Raw genomic sequence first — 18,061 nt, forward strand, 5'->3', positions numbered from 1 at the left:
CCGACGCGGCGTCAGGGTTTGACTATTCACTGCCCGCCTTCATTCTGAATCCAAAAGAGGAAGAAACGCATGGCCACTCACGACATTATCCTGCGCGGCGGGCTCGTATTCGATGGTAGCGGCGCTGCTCCCCGCGAGATGGACGTTGCCGTCGATGGCGGCGTCATTACAGGCATGGGCAAGGTAAACGGAAAGGGGCGAGAAGAAATCGACGCCCGCGGCCAGATCGTGACGCCAGGCTTTGTCGACGTGCATACACATTATGATGGTCAGGCCACATGGGGCAGCGAGATCAGCCCCTCATCCCTCCATGGAATCACGACCGCCGTTATGGGCAATTGCGGTGTCGGCTTTGCGCCCTGCCGCACCGAGGATCATGACCGGCTGATCCGTCTGATGGAAGGCGTGGAGGATATCCCCTTCCCGGTCCTCACCGAGGGCCTGCCCTGGGCTTGGGAAAGCTTCCCGGACTATCTCGACTTTTTAGGCGAGCGCGAATTCGATGTGGACCTTGCCGCCCAGCTCCCCCACGCGGCCCTGCGCGTCTATGTCATGGGCGACCGGGGCGCCAATCGCGAGGATGCGACGCCAGCCGAGATCAAGGAGATGGCGCGCCTCGCCAAAGAGGCCGTCATGGCCGGCGCCATTGGCTTCTCCACATCGCGCACGCTGAACCACCGCACCTCCGACGGCCAGCCAACACCGACCCTGACAGCCAGCGAGGCAGAACTCACCGGCATTGCCATGGGCCTCGCCGAAGCAAAGCGCGGCGTGTTGCAGTTCGTCTCGGACTTCAACGACCCGCGAAAGGAAGCGGCCATGCTGCGCCGGATCGTCGAGGCGTCGGGCCGACCACTCTCTGTCTCCCTCGCGCAGGCCGATGTTGCGCCGGAAGGCTGGCGCGCCTTGCTAGGCGCCATTGAAGAGGCAGTCGATGACGGCCTGCCAATGGCCGCACAGGTCGCCCCCCGCCCGGTGGGCGTATTGCTGGGTCTTGAATTGACACTCAATACATTCAGTGCGCATCCCGTGTTCAGGGAAGTTGCAAACCTGCCTTTTGAAGAAAAAGTGCGCCGCCTGAATGATGCGGACTTCCGCAAACGCCTGCTCGCCGACAAGCCCGACACCGACAATCCGTTCCTGCAGGTCATGCTGCGCAGCTTCGGCAAGATCTTCCAACTCAGCGACCCGGTCGATTACGAGCCAGGTCCGGAGCGCACGATTGAGGCTATCGCGGCGCAGCGCGGCGTCAGTAATGAAGAGGCGGCCCTCGACCTGATGCTGGAACGCGACGGCCACGGCATGCTCTACCTGCCCTTCCTCAATTATGCGCAGGGCAGCCTCGAGCCGATCCGCGCCATGATGGAGAGCACGGCGACCCTGCCCGGCCTCTCCGATGGCGGCGCGCATGTCGGCATGATCTGCGATGGCAGCTTCACCACGACCATGCTGACCCATTGGGCCCGTGATCGTTCACGCGGGCCGAAACTGCCACTGGAATACCTGATTCACCGCCAGACTCAGAAAACGGCCCGCTGGATGGGCTTCAATGATCGCGGCCTTATTGCACCCGGGTATCGCGCTGACCTCAATGTCATCGATGCCAGCAACATGAAGCTCCACCTGCCGGAAGTCATTCATGATCTTCCCGCCGGTGGCAGGCGCCTGATGCAACGTGCGAGCGGCTATACGGCCACGATCCTGGCCGGCCAGGTGACACACCGCGATGGCGATCCAACCGGCGCCAAGCCCGGACGGCTTGTGCGCGGCGCACAAGCCGCGCCCACACGTGCAATGGCGGCGGAATAGAGTTTACTCAATCGCTCCGACCAGCGCCTGCGAAAACGCGTGGGCGCTGAAAGGACGCAGGTCATCGGCGCCTTCGCCAACCCCGATAAAATGGATCGGCAGGTCATGCGCTTCGGCGATGGCAACAAGCACCCCGCCTTTGGCGGTCCCGTCGAGCTTGGTCATCACAAGGCCCGTCACCCCGGCCGTGTGCCGGAAGGCCTCGACCTGGCTAAGCGCATTTTGTCCAACCGTCGCATCGAGAACGAGAATGACATCATGCGGCGCATCGGGATCCATCTTGCGGATGACACGCACCACTTTGGCCAGTTCCGCCATCAGTTCGGCCTTGTTCTGAAGGCGCCCGGCCGTATCGACGAGGACAAGATCGAGGTCTTCCTCACGCGCCCGTTCGATGGCCTCATAGACAAGACCCGCCGCATCAGCGCCTGTCGGCTTGGACATGACCGGAATACCCGCCCGATCGCCCCAGACGGTCAGTTGCTCAATCGCGGCCGCGCGAAACGTGTCCCCCGCCACGAGCAGCGCCTTCGCGCCCTGATCCTTCAGCTTCGAGGCAATCTTGCCAATGGTCGTCGTCTTGCCGGACCCGTTAACGCCGACAAACAGAACAACACGCGGACGAGGCCCATCCGAGAAGTCGACGATCTTCTCGCGCGGGGCCAGAACTTCCTCAATTTCGGTCGCGAGGGCCTGTTTGATCTCGTTTTCTGTGATTTCCCTGTCGAACCGCTCTTTCGACAGGTTCTTCGTCACCCGGCGCGCTACGGCGGCGCCGAGGTCTGACGTGATCAACAGGTCTTCGAGATCTTCAAGCGTTTCATCATCAAGCTTGCGCTTGTTGAACGCCGCAAGGCCCGAACCGAGCCGCGACGAGGAGCGCGCAAGACCGGAACCGAGCTTGGCCACAAAACCCGGATCATTGGCTTCCGCCTCCAGCGCAGCGCGCGCAGCCGCTTCGCGTTCTTCGCGCAGACGGACCGCTTCGCGCCGGTCTTCCAGAATTTTAAGTTCGGCAGCCGCCTTGGCGCGAGCAATCTCCCGCTCTTCGCGGGCACGCCGTGCCGCTTCCGCCTCAGCTTCAAGACGCTTGGCCTCTTCGGCATCAGCCCGGGCAAGCGCCTCGGCCCGCGCGGCGTCCGCCTTCCGGGCTTCTTCCTCAAGGCGAGCAGATTCAGAAGCGGCTTCACGCGCTTCACGTGCCTGACGATCTTCCCAGGCCTTGTTCGCTTCGGCAACAACACGCTCGATTTCGGCCTTTTCAGCCTCTTTCGCCGCGATTTCAGCATCGCGGGCGGCCATTTCGTCAGCTGAGAGTTCCGGCGCGTCCATCGCCGCGCCAGCCGCCTTCGCCTCGTCCTGCTTCTTCTTTTTCCCGAACCACAGGATCATGCCAAAGTCCCAACCAGATGCGTATTATTGTGCCCGGTTATATGGGTACGCGCGATGCGTCCAGCAGGCGGCAAGTCGCCCTCAATCTGCAAAGGCGTAAAGTCGGGCAGGCGGGCGATCTCGCCGCGCTCTACCAACGCGTCTGCGACTGTCCCGACATGGCGGGCGAGATGGGCCGCGAGCGCCGCCTCCCCAGCCGCACGCAGCCTCGCTGCACGCGCCTTGATCTCAGCCTTCGCCACCTGCGGCATGCGCGCAGCAGGCGTTCCAGGCCGTGGGCTATAGGGAAAGGCATGCAGGAAACTGATGCCGCACTCTTCCACAAGGCGCAGCGAATTCTCGAAATGCGTTTCAGTCTCGGTCGGGAAACCGGCAATCAGGTCCGCGCCGAAGGCCATGTCGGGCCGCGCGTCTCGCAGGCGCTGCGTCAGCGCAATCGCCTGATCGCGCGAATGACGCCGCTTCATGCGCTTGAGGATCAGGTCATCGCCGTGTTGCAGCGAGAGATGCATGTAGGGCGCCAGCCGCACATCCGACAATGCCTCGACAAGCGCGTCGTCAATCTCGATCGCGTCGATGGAGGAAATGCGCAGCTGCGCCAGATCCGGCACCAGTTTCAGGATACGCTGCACCAGATTTCCCAGTTGCGGCGCGCCCGGCAGGTCTGCGCCCCAACTTGTCAGGTCAACACCGGTCAACACGACCTCATGATGGCCCGTCTCCACGAGCCGACGCACCTGCGCCACGACCTCGCCAGCGGGCACCGAGCGTGAATTCCCCCGGCCATAGGGAATGATGCAGAATGTGCAGCGATGGTCACACCCGTTCTGCACCTGAACATAGGCGCGCGCACGGCCTTCCATCCCGTCGATCAGGTGGGCCGCCGTCTCGCGCACCGACATGATGTCATTGACGCGAACCTTTTCGTGACCACCCAGGAGCGTCGCCGGTTTCCAGGTCTCGGCCTGCATCTTCTCATGATTGCCGATCACACGGGTCACTTCCGGCATGGCCGCAAACATCGCCGGGTCCACCTGGGCGGCACACCCCGTCACGAGGATCGGCGCGCCCGGATGGTCCTTCGCCGCGCGCCGGATGGCCTGGCGGGCCGAGCGAACGGCTTCTGACGTCACAGCGCACGTATTGATGATGACAGCATCGTTCAGCCCCGCCTCTGAGGCATGGCTGCGCATCACCTCCGATTCATAGGTGTTGAGGCGGCATCCGAGCGTTATCAGCGTCGGGCTGGGAGGCGTGGTTGCGTCAGTCATGGCAGGTTCGATGGGCCACATCGCGCCGTCTGGACACAGAATCAAGCCCAATGGGCCAGTGAACGGTCAGATAACGGTCTCGAATTCCATCTCGACTGGTCCGGTCATGTACACATGGTCGTCGCTTTCGCGCCAGTCGATGATCAGCGTGCCGCCATCGAGCACAAGCCGTGCCTTGCGCCCGGTGAGCTTTGCCCGCGCCGCGCACACAAGCGCCGCGCAGGCCCCGGTGCCGCAGGCCTTGGTCAGGCCAGCGCCGCGTTCCCACACCCGCAGGCGGATGGTTTCGGTGTCGATTACCTGCGCAAAGCCGACATTGGTGCCTTCCGGAAATAGCGGATGCCATTCCACGAGCGGGCCCAGCGCCGGAATGTCATAGGCATCGACATCCTTCACGAAGAAAACCGCGTGCGGGTTGCCCATGGAGACAACGGCCGGGCGGGACAGGGTCGGATTGTCCATCGGGCCGACTTTCACATCCACACCGCGCACATCCATTTTCTCGGCCAGCGGAATGTCTTCCCAGCCCATCAGGGGTGAGCCCATGTCGACGGTGACGAGGCCGCCCTCGGCCTTGTAGCCCTTCAGCATGTCGGCCTCGGTCTGGATCGTGACCATCGGCTTACCGGTTTCCTCAAGGATGAGATGCGCCACCGCGCGGGCGCCATTGCCGCAGGCCGCCACTTCCCCGCCATCGGAATTCCAGATGCGCATGAACACATCCTTGGTGGCATCGCGCTCCAACGCGATCACCTGGTCGGCCTGCAGGTCCGCCGCGATCTGACGCACCTGATCTGCCGTCGGCGCAAAGGGCGTCGAGCGGGCATCGAACACGGCAAACGCATTGCCGGCGCCATTCATCTTCCAGACTCTCATCGCGCGTGTGTATTCCGTTTTTGGCCGGCGGCAAAGCTGGCGATTGAAAGCCTATTTCGGCAGCCGGGTGGAGACGACCCAGCCACCGATCTGCACGCACAGCGCAAACAGCAATGCCCCGTACACAAGCGGGTGCGACACGAAAAACGCAAGCACGGCAACCCCGGCGCAGCCGTAATCCACAAGATCGCTCGACATGAGCCACCCCTGCGGCTGGCGGGCCTTGCGCACGTCCAGGAGCGTGACCGTGCGCCAGACGCGCCCCATGTCGGGCGGACCAAAGGCGGCCAGCAATTGTTTGGGGTCGATAATGCCGGTCATTTCGGCCAGATCCTCGGCCTTCGCCTCGCCGAGCGCGACTGTGCGCTTGCGCGCGGATGTGCCGATCAGGCTCACCAATGCTGACAAGATGACGGCCACCGAAATGGCCGCAATCGTGAAACCGTCAAAGGGGCCATATCCGCTCATACCGCCTATATAAGCATGGCGCGCGCGGACGGAAGCGGCGATCGTCTCAGCGCTTGGGGATGGCGGCCCAATAGTCGAAGTCCAGCAGGACGCCAGCAGCATATTTGCCTGCATCGTCCTTGTAGGCGAAGGCGCCGGGGTCCTGGTCCTTCACGGCGACAAGGCGCAAGCGCAATGCCCCGCACGTGTCAGACAGCTCGGCCTTGTCCAGCACTTCGCTCCAGGCATAGATCGTGTCGCCTGCGAACAGCGGGCTGGCATGCGTGCCGGCATTGATCGCGAGCATCTGGCCTGCATTGGCGAGGCCGTTAAAAGCCAGAGACCGGGCAATCGAGATCACGACACCGCCATAGATCAGGCGCTTGCCGAACCGGCTGTCCTTCTGGCCGTGTGCATCGAAGTGTACCTTGGCTGTGTTCTGGTAGAGGCGTGTGGCAATCTGATGCTCGGCCTCTTCAACGGTCATCCCGTCGACATGGTTGATCTTCTCGCCAACCGCATAGTCGTCAAACGTATAGGGGCTGCCCGCCAGCGCCATGTCCCAAGCCTTCATGTCGGGATAGCCGACCAGTTCGGCGGCTGGCACGGCCTCGGGCAAGTCCGGCACGACTGGCTCGGGCGCCGGATTGTCCATCTCGTATTTGTTGACCATGACCCAGCGCACGAAAGACATCACCGTCTCGCCGCGCTGGTTGAAGCCGGTCGTGCGCACCCATACGACGCCCGTCTTGCCGTTCGAGTTCTCTTTGACGCCGATCACTTCCGATACCGTGTTCAGCGTATCGCCCGGCATGACCGGCAGGAAGAAGCGACCATCGGCATAGCCAAGGTTGGCCACGGCATTGAGGGAAATATCGGGCACCGATTTGCCGAACACGACATGAAACGCGTGCACCGGATCAATGCAGAGGCCCGGAAAGCCCGCTGCCTTTGCAAACTCCGACGAGGAATATTGCGCGAACCGGTTGCCCGTCATTGCCCGATAGAGGGCGACATCGCCCTCGGTCAGCGTTTGCGGCGTCGCGTGAATGATTTCCATGCCGACATGGAAGTCTTCGAAATAATTTCCGGGATTGGATTTCTGTACGCTCGCCATTTGCCGCCTCGCTCAATGAGGCTCCAGCGGCGGCGCAGAGGTATCAGGCGCGGTCGATGAAGCCAGTCAGGGTTTCGGCCATCACCTGCACGCGGCCTGCATCCGAAATCAAGCCAGTAGCGAAAAAAGGCGCCAGAACGAGCGAAATCGCCGCAGCCAGCAAGAGGCCCGCCATAAGTTGCTGTTCCCGTCGTTCAGCCAGCTGGTCAAACACGCGCGGCCCCATCAGCATGTAGGGCAGGCCAAACATGCAGAAGGTGGCAAAAGCCAGAAACAGGGCAGCAAGGGTGAACAGGATCAAAATCATGATCCGCTTATCACCCATCAAGGCTGATATTCCGTCGCCTGAATCGATGAAATTCAATCGAATCGGCGCGTTTGGCGCCGATTTCAGTGTTCAGGCCAGAGCAAGCATCAGGTCGATGGGGCGGCCCAACACAGCCTTGCTCCCCTTGATGAGGATTGGGCGCTGGATGATCTTCGGGTTCTCCGCCATGGCGGCATAGACGGCCTCATCCCCGGCATCCTCGGCGAGGCCCGCCTCAGCCGCATTCTTCTCCCGCAGGAAGGCGCGCGGGCTGACACCGCCCATCTTCTTCGCAATATCCTTCAACTCCGCCACGCTGAGCTGTTCGGAAGCATTCATGTACTTGCGCACGTCAGGCTTGATGCCCTTGGACTCAAGCAGTTCGAGTCCTTTCCGCGATGTGCTGCAGCCCGGATTATGAAGATAGGTATGGGTCATCACGCGGCCTCGAATGCCTTGATCGCGTCATGCATGGCGACTGTGCGGCGCGCTTCATCCAGATGCAGCAGCTCGGTCATCTTGCCATTCACCTTGAGCACGCCTTTTCCGGCATTTTCAGGATCAGCGAACGCCTCGATCACGGCTTGTGCCTGTTCAACCTCATGCGGGCTGGGCGCGAAGATGCGATTGGTGGATTCAAGTTGCGATGGATGGATCAGCGTCTTGCCGTCAAATCCCAGCGTGCGGCCCTGTTCGCACTCATCGATCAGGCCATGCTCGTTCTTGATATCATTATAGACGCCATCAATTGCGATCAGGCCGTAGGCTCGTGCCGCCGCAATGCTGAAGCCCAGCGCTGTCTGGAAGGCCAGCCGATCTGGCGTTGGGCGCGCGCGATATTCCTTGGCCAGGTCATTCGTGCCCATGACGAATGTCGTGAGCCGCGTGCGATGGGCCGCCTCGGCAATTTCCTGAATGTTGAGAATCGCGAGCGGCATTTCGATCATCACCCAAAGGCCGAAATCATCGGACGCACCGGCCGCCGTCAGCGCCTTGTCCAGACGGTCAATGTCTGCGCCGGAGACCACTTTCGGCGCGAGAATGGCATTTGCGCCAGACTTTGCCGCCATTTTCAGGTCATCCGCGCCCCATTCCGTGTCCAGCCCGTTGATCCGCACGACGATCTCTCGCGGGCCATAGCCGCCACCCTGCACGGCGCTGAGGATGGCGTCGCGTGCCTCGGCCTTGGCCTCAGGGGCAACGGCATCTTCCAGATCGAAGATCAGCGTATCGGCGGCCAGGCCCTTGGCCTTTTCCAGCGCGCGGGTATTTGCGCCCGGCATGTAGAGGCATGAGCGGCGCGGACGATGGGCTTGGGCTGACATGGACGGTCCTTGACGGTTGACTTGCGATTGGGGAAGGGGTGGCCTCATTGTTCCAAAAGATCAAGATGACCAAAGGGCCGCCATGACAGAGTTTCCGCTATCAGGACATGTTGCCACCGGTTTCGAGCCGGTTCGCGACGCTTTCGAAGCGAATTTCGACGGTGATGGCGAGCTTGGCGCCGGTTTCGCTGTGCTTCTGGATGGCGAACCAATTGTTGACCTGCTCGGCGGCTGGGCTGACCGGAAGATGGAGAAACGCTGGGATGAGCGCACGCTGGTGCCTGTCTACTCAACGACAAAAGGCATTTCCGCGCTCGTGCTTGCTGCTGCCATTGCAGGTCTCGATGACGGATATGAAACACCGATCTCCGAATTCTGGCCGGAATTCGCCGCCGAAGGCAAAGGCGCCGTCACGATCGGCCAGTTTGTCAGCCACCAGGCAGGCCTGCCCGGCTTCATCAACGAAATCGACCCGGAAATCTGGCTCGATCCGCCCGCCTGCGCCGCCGCACTGGCCGCCCTGCCCCCCATGTGGCCACCCGGAACCGCCCACGGATATCATCCGACGACCTGGGGCTATGTCGTCGGCGAGATGTTCCGGCGCATCAGCGGCGTAACGCTCGGCACATGGCTGCGTGATAACGTGTGCTCACCTGCCAACATTGATTTCCATATCGGCCTTCCGGCCAGCGAACATGATCGCTGCGCCGATATAAAACGGCCAACAGCGCTTCCCGCGATCGGTGAGATGACGGACCCCAAGAAAGCCGCCTTCGGTACCAAATGGTCCTCGCCCAATCGCGGCGGCGCCATCTGGCGCGAGATCGAGATTCCCTCGGCCAACGGCCACGGAACCGCTGCCAGCGTCGCTGCGCTCTATGACGCCTATGCCCATCGCGGCGCAGTGGCCGGCAAGGCGCTGATGCCCGACGATGCCTTTGCCAGTCTCATTCGCTCGCGCGTCGACGGCCCTGACCTTGTTCTCAACATGTCGACCAGTTTCGGCGCCGGCATCATGCGCAACACGCATGGATTCTTCGGGCCAAACCCGGACACTATCGGTCATTGCGGTTGGGGTGGCTCCATGGCTATCGGTGACCCCGACCGGCGCCTCACCTGCGCCTATGTCATGAACAAGCAGTCCAACGTGCTTGTCGGCGATCCTCGCGCCGTCGCGCTGGTCAACGCCGTCTACGGTTGCCTCTGACATGCTCGGGCACGTTAACTGGCCCGCTTTCCTCATCGCCATGGCGGCTGTCGAACTGACACCCGGTCCCAATATGGGCTGGCTTGCGGCGCTATCCGCCCGGCTCGGCTGGCGGGCAGGATTGATGGCCGTCGCTGGTGTAACACTCGGCCTGCTCATCCAGCTGATTGCGGCGGCCACAGGCGCCTCCGCGCTTCTGGCGGAATCGCCTCTTCTCTATGAATCCCTGCGGTGGGCCGGCGTTGCCTTCATGCTCTATCTCGCCTGGGAAGCCTTTGCCGATACCGGATCAGCGTCCGCCGTGAGGGGTGGAGGCAAGGAAGGCTTTCGCCGGGGCCTCATCGCGAACATCCTGAACCCCAAGGCCCTGCTGTTTTACATCATAGTCGTCGGCCAGTTCGTCGATCCGACCTCCGGCGCCATCTGGAGCCAGATCGTCCTGCTCGGCCTCATTCATCTGACTGTCGCCATACTCGTCCATGTCGGGATCGTCTTTCTCGGCGCAAGTCTCGGCGCCGCTCTGGAACGGTGGCGCACGTCGCTTCTGGCCAGAATCGGGTTTGCCCTGACACTCGCCGCAATCGCGGTCTGGATTGGCGTATCCACGCATCGGTGAACAGGCCGCCATCTGGCACAAGCATTGCAGGATGCAGGTGGGGCACTCGCGTGCTCCCACATGCAAATCCTGCCCCGGCGCCTGTTTGGCGCTCGGGGCTTTTTTGTCTGTGCCGCTTTGAGGCACTCATTCCAATTTCATTTTGACCCTGAGCGGCGCATTTACGGTCGCTATGTCTGTCACTGACACAGGATGAGACAGGCGCTACGGCCTCCGCCCTGAACCAGCACCATATATCTCACTGAATTATAACGGCTTTTCAAATTACCCCACACAGGCGAGTTAATTCGCAGGCAAACGGCACGGAAGTTGCATAATCTGTGCCAGGTGCTTTTGCACCTCCTAGTGAACAATACCACTTCCCCGGCAGCCTTTGGCTGTCGGGGTTTTTTCAGGCGGGCCGCGCCGTCCGAGCAAGGCGACGCGCCTTGGCCTCACCCAGAACGCTATCCGTCGTGAAAATCGCCAGTGCCGCCCAGATACATCCGAAGGCCACCGCATGCGTCCATCCGAACGCCTCGCGGAAGACCAGCGTCGCAATCAGGAACTGAAGTGTCGGCCCGATATATTGCATCATGCCGATGGTGGAGAGCTTCAGCCGCTTTGCCGCGAGCCCGAACAGGATCAGCGGCGTCGCCGTGATCGGCCCGGCGAGAACCAACAGCAGATTGTCCCAGCCGCCTTCGCCCATCAACCGGCCGTCCGGCTGTTGCAGGAACCATGCGAACCAGGCGAGCGCGAGCGGCGCAAGCACCACGACCTCGACCAGAAAGCCCGCCCGGCTGTCGATCGCCACCTTCTTCCGGATCACCGAATAGAAGGCGAACGAGAAGCACAGGCCCAGCGCGACCCAGGGAATATGACCAAAAGCCACGGCCATCACGCCAACCCCAATCGCCGCGATCACGACGGCCACCCACTGCGCGGGCCGCAGGCGCTCAGAGAAAATCAGCATGCCGAACAGCACATTGACCAGTAGGTTGATGTAATAGCCGAGCGAGGCTTCCATCGTCCGGCCCTGGTTCACCGCCCAGATATAGATCAGCCAGTTCACACCGATCAGGATGCCCGACAGGGCCAGCCATTTCAGGTTCTGCCATTTGAACGCCGTGCGAATGTCGCGCCAATTGGCGGCGACCGCGATCAACAGGATGGCTGTCGGGATCGACCAGATGATCCGGTGCGCCAGCAGCTCCACCGCGCCGACATGGCTCATCGCGCGGATATAAAGCGGCAGCGACCCCCAGATGACATAGGCACCAAGGGCAGCCGGAAATCCGAGGCGAAGGGAGGAGGAAGTGCTCATGCGCCGCGATGTACGCGCAGCCGCCATGCCGCGCCACCCAAATCTTGCTGAGCGCCCTGCCTCCACAAATTCGGACCTCTGATTGGATGGCCCATATCTCGTAAAATAAAATTCTACCCTAGGGAGAAACCCGATGGAAAGGACTGCGTGCGATACCGGGCTTGGACAAGGAGCTGACCATGAACCGATCTTACGCGCTACGGGCGCTCATCGCATCTTCCATGCTCGCGGCCTGCACTAAGCCATCTGGCCCGCTTGTCCCTCCGCTCGGAATGACTGTGCCCGTTCAAACAGCAGAAGACGCCCTTCCGCGTGGCCGTATGCTCATCTCCCGTAGCTCAGCATCATGCAACATGCCGATTCCAAGCCCAGATGCCGAGGTTCTCGCGATCATCGGTGGCCGAGGAAAAGCCGCCACCAATATTGCCGTGACCGGGGTGGACAATGAAACAACGGCTGCAACCATATTCATCGAACCCGGCGACGCACCGGTCTACGTGTTCGCGTTGAGCAGCGGTGCAATCGTCTGGAACGTCGTTGGAGCGACTGAACGGGTTGAGCATCTCGTGGTCCAGCCCGCCTCAGAACGGGAAGGTCCAGGTGTCGCCGTCGCCGGATTGCAGACAAAACAGGTCCGCGCCTTGACAGAAAATGCCTGCGGATCCGCTTACACCTACACCCGAGACGAGACGCACGCACTGATCAAGAAACTGCTCTCCGCCCTGAGGCGCTCCGAGCTTCGCGTGGTCGACATCGATTCTATGGGTACCGCAAACGTCCCCTCCGGGAAGGGGGGACCGCCCGACCGAACTGCCGGAGGCGGCATGATCACAGGTCCCGAAGGCACTTTCATTATCGAGAATGGCAAGCCGAAGCGAGTCAATACGCGTGCGCGCAATTATCCCGAGCGCCAGTTCAAGCACTTCTATCCAGCTGGCGTCGTCATGCTTGATCCGGCGACCGTCATCTCGACCCGCCCTGTCGCCGTCTATGACGTTCTTCCGAGCAAGGCGGGACTCCTCCAGCTACTCGGAGCGGGCCTGATAAGCTTCACGGCAGACGGAAACTATCTAATCGAAGGCTCGATACCGCGCATACCCGCAAGCCTTTCTGGCGCACATAGCGTTAACTTCGTCCTTAAAGAGGGCGTCTCCCGGCCGAAGGGCGACCTCGGCCATTCGAATCTGTTCGACCAAAGGACCGGGAATTGTCTCGAAGGCATATGCAAGACGCTGGAAGAAATGTCGAAGATGAGGTGACCCCGGGGGGCAGAACCCCGATCAGCCGGTCGTGACGGGCTGTTTCTCGGCTTTCAGCACGCCGCGGTTCAGCAATTCTTCCGCAATCTGAACAGCGTTGAGCGCTGCGCCCTTGCGAAGGTTGTCTGAAACGCACCAGAACGCGAGGCCGTTCTCGACGGTCGGGTCCTTGCGCACACGGCTGATGAAGGTCGCCCAGTCACCGACGCATTCCTTCGGCGTGATGTAGAGCTCTTCCTTCGGATCATCGACCAGCATGATGCCGGGGCTTTCGCGGAGCAGGCGCTTGGCCTCGGCGGCGCTCATCGGGCCAGCCATCTCGATATGAACCGCTTCGGAATGGCCCACAAAGACAGGCACGCGCACGCAGGTCGCGACGAGTTCAATGGCGGGATCGAGGATCTTTTTCGTCTCCTCACGCATCTTCCACTCTTCCTTGGTGAAACCGTCATCCATGAAGACGTCGATCTGCGGGATCACGTTGAAGGCGATATCCTTCTGGAATACCTGCGGCGTCGGCTCGTCATTGACGAAGATGCCCTTGGTCTGGTTCCAGAGTTCGTCCATGCCATCCTTGCCGGCGCCGGACACCGACTGATAGGTCGCAACCACGACACGCGTGATGCCAACTGCATCATGGATGGGCTTCAGCGCCACAACCAGCTGCGCCGTTGAGCAATTCGGGTTGGCGATGATGTTTTTCTTGGCATAGCCCATGACCGCATCGGCGTTCACTTCCGGCACGACCAGCGGCACGTCCTTGTCCATGCGCCAGGCAGACGAGTTATCGATCACGATGGCACCGGCCGCCGCAATTTTCGGCGCCCATAGTTTCGAGATCGTGCCACCGGCCGACATGAGCACGAGGTCAACGCGCTTAAAGTCAAAAGATTCAAGGTCGTGGCACTTCAGAGTCTTGTCGCCATAGCTGACTTCCTTGCCAATCGAGCGCCGGGACGCGACAGCAAAGACTTCATCTGCGGGGAAGAGGCGCTCATCCAGAATGTTCAGAAGTTCGCGTCCGACATTCCCTGTTGCACCGACAACTGCAATCCGCGTGGCCATGATATTAAACTCCGTTGTGTAAGCCGCAGGCTTATGACGCATTCTTGTCCCATGTGCAAAGCCTGTTGCCATCGTGTTATGTGTTATGCAGCACTTTATCCCTGCCCCAGGCCCAAGGAGACCCATGCGTGCTTGACGACATAATCGCCCGCTACATTGCCAGCTACAACGCCCGCGACATTGACGGCATGATCGACTGCGTGACCGATGATGTCGTGTTCGAGAACATTTCGAACTCGGGCCAGTCCATGCGGCTCGATGGAAAGGACATGATGCGTCAGGTGGCAGACCTGTCGGGCAATGCCTTTTCCTATCGCCGCCAGCGTCTGGTCAATGTTGTCACCGGGGCCGGCAAGGCCGCCGCCGAGATCGAGTTCGAAGGCAAGGCCGCCGTCGACCTGCCCAACGGCGTGCGCGCTGGCGAAACGGTCAAGATCCGCGGCGCGAGCTTCTTCGAATTCCGCGGCAACCTGCTCTGCCGCATAGCCGACTATAGCTAGCCGGCTTGCTGGTAGGTTTCCCGACGCAGGTCCGGCGCGAGGCCTTCGCCCATCAGGTCGATGAAATTGCCCGAATAGAAGGCCTCGACAGCGCGTGTGGAGGCGCCCTTCAGGCTCTCGTCAAAACGCTTCAGCGGATTGCGGCCCCCTTCAACATGCGGATAGTCCGACGAAAAGAGACAAACCTCCTCGCCTGCATTCGCAATGATCCAGCCAGCATCCTCATGCGGATAGGGCGTTACACGCAATTGCCTGCGTACAATCTCTGACGGTTTCGCCGACAGGTTCTGCAGCCGCGTTTCGTTTCGCATAAAGGCGTGGGCCGCCGAATCCATCGACCGCATCCACCCCGGCACCCAGGCCGCGCCAAGCTCGATCGCGCCAAATTTCAGGTTCGGGAAACGGTCGAACACGCCGTCAAAGATCATCGTGGCGAGTGTCTGCATCACGGCCGACGGGATCGGCATGTAACTGACAGACGTGAAATTATCATCGCCGCCATGGAAATCCGGCACCGGCGGCAGGCCGTTCTCCTTGTAGACCGGGTTCAGCTTGTCCTCACCGCCAACATGGAAAAGGATCGGCAGGCCCGCCTCCTCCGCCATCGCCCAGACCGGATCGAGCCCGACATGGCTCGGCGCATGATGCTGCGGGCATTTTGACGGAACCATCAAGGCCTTCGCCCCCATCTCGATGGCATTGCGCGCCGTCTGAACCGCCCGCTCGATATCCTCAAGCGGCACATAGGCCGTGGCCAGCAGGCGCCGGTCGACCGCGCAGAAATCGGTCATCATCCGGTTGTGCGCCTCGGCGGCCGCATAGCAGAGCTCCATATCGTCGCCCTCATCCAGCCCGAAATTGCCGAGGCAGAATGTGGTGAATACAAGCTGGCTGGCAAAGCCGAGAAGATCGAGCACATCGGGGCGGTCTTCCCGGCGAAAGGCGCCGTGCGCCTCATAATTCTTCCGCAGGAGAATGTTCTCCGCAACACCGGCGCGAAAAGCAGCATCATCATGCGCGGCCAGCTGGCCATTGACGAACTTGTCGAAGGATTTCTTCGCTTTGTAGACCGGAAGGTCGTGATAGCGCGCCAGCAGCTTGCGATCAAAATAGGGATCGAGACAGTTGCTCGGCTCCATCAAATGGCTGTCAGCATCATGTACAAGGCGGCTGCCTGCATAGGTCATCGTGTTTCCTCCAAGTCTTCTTTTTGGAGGAAGATGTCACAGCCGCAGGTCAGCGGCAATTGCGATGGCAGGCCCTTAAAGCGCCGCGATGATCGCGTCGGCCATGCCCTCGGTGCTGAGATTGCCGCCGAGATCCTTGGTTCGCGCGCCATTTTCCAGCGCCTTGCCAACCGCCGCGAACAGCACGTCTGCCGCCTTCTCGCGGTCCAGCGACCAGCGCAGCGCCATTTCCAGCGACAGGATCATGGCGCACGGGTTGGCAATGCCTTGCCCCGCAATATCCGGCGCGGACCCATGAACAGGCTCGTAAAGCCCCGGCGTGCCGGGGCCGCCCAGCGAGGCAGATGGCAGCATGCCGATCGAGCCCGTCAGCATCGAGGCCTCGTCCGACAGGATGTCGCCGAACAGGTTGCCTGCAAGGATCACGTCGAACTGTTTCGGCGCGCGCACCAGTTCCATCGCGCAGGCGTCCGCATACATGTGTTTGAGCTCAATTCCCGCGCCGAATTCCGCATGCGCGAGCGTCACTTCCTGACGCCAGAACAGGCCGGATTCCATCACGTTCGACTTCTCGACCGAACAGACCTGCCCCTTGCGGCCGCGTGCAATGTCAAACGCCACGCGCGTCACCCGCTCGATTTCCGGATGCGTATAGAGCGCCGTGTCATAGCCGCGACGATAGCCGTTTGCGTCGGTATCAATGCCACGCGGCTCGCCAAAATAGACGTCGCCGGTCAGCTCGCGAACGATCATCAGGTCGAGGCCTTCAATGATCTCGCGCTTCAGGCTGGAGGCATCGACCAGCGCCGGGAAGCAATAGGCCGGCCGCAGGTTCGCAAACACGTCGAGCCCCTTGCGAATGGCCAGCAATCCCGCCTCGGGCCGCTTGTCGCGCGCAACATTGTTCCACTTCGGTCCGCCAACCGCGCCGAGCAGGACGGCATCAACATGCCGCGCTTTATCAAGCGTCTCGTCGGCCATCGGCGTGCCGTGCATGTCAAAGGAAGCGCCGCCGACAAGGCCCGTCTCGAACTTGAGATCGGGGACGAGAATCTCGGCCACGCGGCGCGCCTGCGCCATCACTTCGGGGCCAATACCGTCTCCGGGCAGAAGCAAGACTGTTTGCGATGACATGGGCGCGGGTCTCCTGGATATGCGTCTTTGCCGCGCGGGCGCAGCAGAAGACACGCCTCTAACGCCCCGGACCCGGTCACGCAATCAGCAGATTGCCCATGAATGGTCCCGGACTGGGCCGGGAATGGTCTCAGATGGGTTCGGCATCGGCCTCGTAAAGACGCAAGGAACGGTCCGTAATGCCCAGCTCCGGGAAGAAGGCGCGCCATGCCGCCATGTGCGCCGTCTTGAAATGCGCCGCCAGCGCGTCCCGGCTTTCCCAGCGCTCATTGACGCGGATCAGGCCGGGATCCAGCACATCGACACTATAGGCATAATCGAGACACCCGGCCTCGGCCCGGCTCGCCCGGATCATCTGCTCCATCACGGCCTGCGCCTTGTCCAGATTGGCTGGCGGGATGCGAACAGTCCCTTCGATCACGATCATTGGGGCGCCTCGGAATCCTGCGTGTCATCAACAGGCTCGACCGGCGGCGCCTTCTTCGGCAGCGTCGCGTTCGTCTCGGGTTTCATGCTGAACGGGTCATTGTGACAGCCGCCGAGCATGGTCAGGCATGCCGCAGACAGAAGAACCAATTTCCAGCGCGCCATGACTTTCTCCTGTTCGCTCGTGTCAGCTCGCGCGTTCGAGCCAGGGCGTCATGTGACGCCGCTTGGCCTCAAACGCATCAATCTCTGCCGCTGATGTCAGCGACGCGCCAATCTCGTCGAGACCCGCCATCAGGTTCGACTTCCGGCCCGGATCGACATCAAATTTATGCACCACGCCATCCGGCGTCGTCACCGTCTGCGTCTCAAGGTCGACCGTGAACACATGGTTCGCCCCGCCGGCCTGCGCCGCAAGTTGCGCACATACGTCCACCGGCAGGCGGACGGGCAGGATGCCGTTCTTGTAGCAGTTATTGTGGAAGATATCGGCAAAGCTCGGCGCGATGACACAGGTGATGCCCTGGTCCAGCAGCGCCCAAGGCGCATGCTCACGTGACGAGCCGCAGCCGAAATTCTCGCCCGTAATCAGGATGTTCGCCTTGGCATATTGCGGCTTGTTGAGCACGAAATCCGGGTTTTCCGACCCATCCGCCTTGGTTTTCAACTCGTGGAACAGGCCTTTCGACAGGCCGGTGCGGGTCGTGGTCTTCAGGAACTGTTTCGGAATGATCATGTCGGTGTCGACATTCGACATCAGCTTGCCCTTCTCCATGAGAGGAGCGGCAGTTCCGGTGAGGGTCTGGAAGGCTTTCAT

Annotated in this window: 20 protein-coding genes; 5 read left to right on the forward strand and 15 right to left on the reverse strand. The window is 61.4% G+C overall.

The annotated features are described in order from the left end of the window. Positions 1-69 precede the first annotated feature (69 nt). On the forward strand, positions 70-1,809 hold the full coding sequence (locus V7651_RS09760; RefSeq protein ID WP_035538571.1) for an N-acyl-D-amino-acid deacylase family protein: 1,740 nt from the start codon (positions 70-72) through the stop codon (positions 1,807-1,809). 3 nt (positions 1,810-1,812) lie between these two features. On the opposite strand, the gene ftsY is transcribed toward V7651_RS09760, so the two are convergent. From ftsY to V7651_RS09800, 8 genes are all read right to left on the reverse strand, one after another. Continuing rightward, positions 1,813-3,201 carry a signal recognition particle-docking protein FtsY gene (gene ftsY / locus V7651_RS09765; protein ID WP_335613081.1) on the reverse strand — a complete coding sequence of 463 codons (1,389 nt, stop codon included), beginning with the start codon at positions 3,199-3,201 and terminating at the stop codon, positions 1,813-1,815. Further along, positions 3,198-4,472 carry a tRNA (N(6)-L-threonylcarbamoyladenosine(37)-C(2))-methylthiotransferase MtaB gene (mtaB, locus tag V7651_RS09770; protein ID WP_335613082.1) on the reverse strand — a complete coding sequence of 425 codons (1,275 nt, stop codon included), beginning with the start codon at positions 4,470-4,472 and terminating at the stop codon, positions 3,198-3,200. The genes ftsY and mtaB overlap by 4 nt, the downstream gene beginning before the upstream one ends. 66 nt (positions 4,473-4,538) lie before the next feature. Next, the gene (gene dapF / locus V7651_RS09775) at positions 4,539-5,348 is read right to left on the reverse strand and encodes a diaminopimelate epimerase (RefSeq protein WP_035538566.1); all 810 of its coding nucleotides are present in this window, start codon (positions 5,346-5,348) and stop codon (positions 4,539-4,541) included. A gap of 51 nt (positions 5,349-5,399) precedes the next feature. Next, positions 5,400-5,816 (reverse strand): hypothetical protein, encoded by a 417-nt coding sequence (locus V7651_RS09780; RefSeq protein ID WP_335590312.1) that lies wholly within the window; start codon positions 5,814-5,816, stop codon positions 5,400-5,402. Positions 5,817-5,862: 46 nt separating this feature from the next. Beyond that, positions 5,863-6,912: a MaoC family dehydratase gene (locus tag V7651_RS09785; RefSeq protein ID WP_335613083.1), complete on the reverse strand. Its 1,050-nt coding sequence runs from the start codon at positions 6,910-6,912 to the stop codon at positions 5,863-5,865. A 43-nt stretch (positions 6,913-6,955) separates the two neighbouring features. Further along, positions 6,956-7,237 carry a hypothetical protein gene (locus V7651_RS09790; protein WP_156950469.1) on the reverse strand — a complete coding sequence of 94 codons (282 nt, stop codon included), beginning with the start codon at positions 7,235-7,237 and terminating at the stop codon, positions 6,956-6,958. Positions 7,238-7,309: 72 nt separating this feature from the next. Further along, on the reverse strand, positions 7,310-7,657 hold the full coding sequence (locus tag V7651_RS09795) for an ArsC/Spx/MgsR family protein (protein ID WP_335613084.1): 348 nt from the start codon (positions 7,655-7,657) through the stop codon (positions 7,310-7,312). Further along, on the reverse strand, positions 7,657-8,544 hold the full coding sequence (locus V7651_RS09800; protein WP_335613085.1) for an HpcH/HpaI aldolase/citrate lyase family protein: 888 nt from the start codon (positions 8,542-8,544) through the stop codon (positions 7,657-7,659). The genes V7651_RS09795 and V7651_RS09800 overlap by 1 nt, the downstream gene beginning before the upstream one ends. 82 nt (positions 8,545-8,626) lie before the next feature. Here V7651_RS09800 and V7651_RS09805 point away from each other — a divergent pair, with 82 nt between their 5' ends. Continuing rightward, positions 8,627-9,751, forward strand: coding sequence for a serine hydrolase domain-containing protein (locus V7651_RS09805; RefSeq protein ID WP_335613086.1), 1,125 nt, complete (start codon positions 8,627-8,629; stop codon positions 9,749-9,751). Between the two features lies 1 nt (position 9,752). After that, complete coding sequence (locus V7651_RS09810) at positions 9,753-10,367, forward strand: LysE family translocator (RefSeq protein ID WP_335613087.1); 615 nt, start codon at positions 9,753-9,755, stop codon at positions 10,365-10,367. A 391-nt stretch (positions 10,368-10,758) separates the two neighbouring features. Here V7651_RS09810 and rarD read toward each other — a convergent pair whose 3' ends face one another. Continuing rightward, positions 10,759-11,673, reverse strand: coding sequence for an EamA family transporter RarD (gene rarD, locus V7651_RS09815; RefSeq protein ID WP_335613088.1), 915 nt, complete (start codon positions 11,671-11,673; stop codon positions 10,759-10,761). A 353-nt stretch (positions 11,674-12,026) separates the two neighbouring features. On the opposite strand from rarD, the gene V7651_RS09820 reads away from it, so the two are divergent. Then, entirely contained in the window at positions 12,027-12,932 is a 906-nt protein-coding gene (locus V7651_RS09820; RefSeq protein WP_335613089.1) for a hypothetical protein, read from the forward strand. Positions 12,933-12,953: 21 nt separating this feature from the next. On the opposite strand, the gene V7651_RS09825 is transcribed toward V7651_RS09820, so the two are convergent. Continuing rightward, positions 12,954-13,997: an aspartate-semialdehyde dehydrogenase gene (locus V7651_RS09825; protein ID WP_335613090.1), complete on the reverse strand. Its 1,044-nt coding sequence runs from the start codon at positions 13,995-13,997 to the stop codon at positions 12,954-12,956. Between the two features lie 128 nt (positions 13,998-14,125). On the opposite strand from V7651_RS09825, the gene V7651_RS09830 reads away from it, so the two are divergent. Further along, the gene (locus V7651_RS09830) at positions 14,126-14,497 is read left to right on the forward strand and encodes a nuclear transport factor 2 family protein (protein ID WP_034737783.1); all 372 of its coding nucleotides are present in this window, start codon (positions 14,126-14,128) and stop codon (positions 14,495-14,497) included. Here V7651_RS09830 and V7651_RS09835 read toward each other — a convergent pair. From V7651_RS09835 to leuD, 5 genes are all read right to left on the reverse strand, one after another. Next, entirely contained in the window at positions 14,494-15,684 is a 1,191-nt protein-coding gene (locus V7651_RS09835) for an amidohydrolase family protein (protein ID WP_335613091.1), read from the reverse strand. The genes V7651_RS09830 and V7651_RS09835 overlap by 4 nt on opposite strands. A 75-nt stretch (positions 15,685-15,759) precedes the next feature. Beyond that, entirely contained in the window at positions 15,760-16,818 is a 1,059-nt protein-coding gene (gene leuB, locus V7651_RS09840) for a 3-isopropylmalate dehydrogenase (protein WP_335613092.1), read from the reverse strand. Between the two features lie 130 nt (positions 16,819-16,948). Next, on the reverse strand, positions 16,949-17,245 hold the full coding sequence (locus tag V7651_RS09845) for a putative quinol monooxygenase (RefSeq protein WP_335590301.1): 297 nt from the start codon (positions 17,243-17,245) through the stop codon (positions 16,949-16,951). Further along, positions 17,242-17,409 carry a hypothetical protein gene (locus tag V7651_RS09850; RefSeq protein ID WP_335613093.1) on the reverse strand — a complete coding sequence of 56 codons (168 nt, stop codon included), beginning with the start codon at positions 17,407-17,409 and terminating at the stop codon, positions 17,242-17,244. Before V7651_RS09850 ends, V7651_RS09845 begins: the two co-directional genes overlap by 4 nt. Before the next feature lie 22 nt (positions 17,410-17,431). Further along, the gene (gene leuD, locus V7651_RS09855; protein WP_335613094.1) at positions 17,432-18,061 is read right to left on the reverse strand and encodes a 3-isopropylmalate dehydratase small subunit; all 630 of its coding nucleotides are present in this window, start codon (positions 18,059-18,061) and stop codon (positions 17,432-17,434) included.

Source organism: Hyphomonas oceanitis (assembly GCF_036964545.1).
GTDB classification, from domain to species: Bacteria; Pseudomonadota; Alphaproteobacteria; order Caulobacterales; family Hyphomonadaceae; genus Hyphomonas; species Hyphomonas oceanitis.

Coding starts and splice junctions, on each gene's coding strand:
- V7651_RS09760 (WP_035538571.1), top strand. CDS start 70: ATGGCCACTCACGACATTATCCTGCGCGGCGGGCTCGTATTCGATGGT.
- ftsY (WP_335613081.1), bottom strand. CDS start 3,201: ATGATCCTGTGGTTCGGGAAAAAGAAGAAGCAGGACGAGGCGAAGGCG.
- mtaB (WP_335613082.1), bottom strand. CDS start 4,472: ATGACTGACGCAACCACGCCTCCCAGCCCGACGCTGATAACGCTCGGA.
- dapF (WP_035538566.1), bottom strand. CDS start 5,348: ATGAGAGTCTGGAAGATGAATGGCGCCGGCAATGCGTTTGCCGTGTTC.
- V7651_RS09780 (WP_335590312.1), bottom strand. CDS start 5,816: ATGAGCGGATATGGCCCCTTTGACGGTTTCACGATTGCGGCCATTTCG.
- V7651_RS09785 (WP_335613083.1), bottom strand. CDS start 6,912: ATGGCGAGCGTACAGAAATCCAATCCCGGAAATTATTTCGAAGACTTC.
- V7651_RS09790 (WP_156950469.1), bottom strand. CDS start 7,237: ATGGGTGATAAGCGGATCATGATTTTGATCCTGTTCACCCTTGCTGCC.
- V7651_RS09795 (WP_335613084.1), bottom strand. CDS start 7,657: ATGACCCATACCTATCTTCATAATCCGGGCTGCAGCACATCGCGGAAA.
- V7651_RS09800 (WP_335613085.1), bottom strand. CDS start 8,544: ATGTCAGCCCAAGCCCATCGTCCGCGCCGCTCATGCCTCTACATGCCG.
- V7651_RS09805 (WP_335613086.1), top strand. CDS start 8,627: ATGACAGAGTTTCCGCTATCAGGACATGTTGCCACCGGTTTCGAGCCG.
- V7651_RS09810 (WP_335613087.1), top strand. CDS start 9,753: ATGCTCGGGCACGTTAACTGGCCCGCTTTCCTCATCGCCATGGCGGCT.
- rarD (WP_335613088.1), bottom strand. CDS start 11,673: ATGAGCACTTCCTCCTCCCTTCGCCTCGGATTTCCGGCTGCCCTTGGT.
- V7651_RS09820 (WP_335613089.1), top strand. CDS start 12,027: ATGCCGATTCCAAGCCCAGATGCCGAGGTTCTCGCGATCATCGGTGGC.
- V7651_RS09825 (WP_335613090.1), bottom strand. CDS start 13,997: ATGGCCACGCGGATTGCAGTTGTCGGTGCAACAGGGAATGTCGGACGC.
- V7651_RS09835 (WP_335613091.1), bottom strand. CDS start 15,684: ATGACCTATGCAGGCAGCCGCCTTGTACATGATGCTGACAGCCATTTG.
- leuB (WP_335613092.1), bottom strand. CDS start 16,818: ATGTCATCGCAAACAGTCTTGCTTCTGCCCGGAGACGGTATTGGCCCC.
- V7651_RS09845 (WP_335590301.1), bottom strand. CDS start 17,245: ATGATCGTGATCGAAGGGACTGTTCGCATCCCGCCAGCCAATCTGGAC.
- V7651_RS09850 (WP_335613093.1), bottom strand. CDS start 17,409: ATGGCGCGCTGGAAATTGGTTCTTCTGTCTGCGGCATGCCTGACCATG.
- leuD (WP_335613094.1), bottom strand. CDS start 18,061: ATGAAAGCCTTCCAGACCCTCACCGGAACTGCCGCTCCTCTCATGGAG.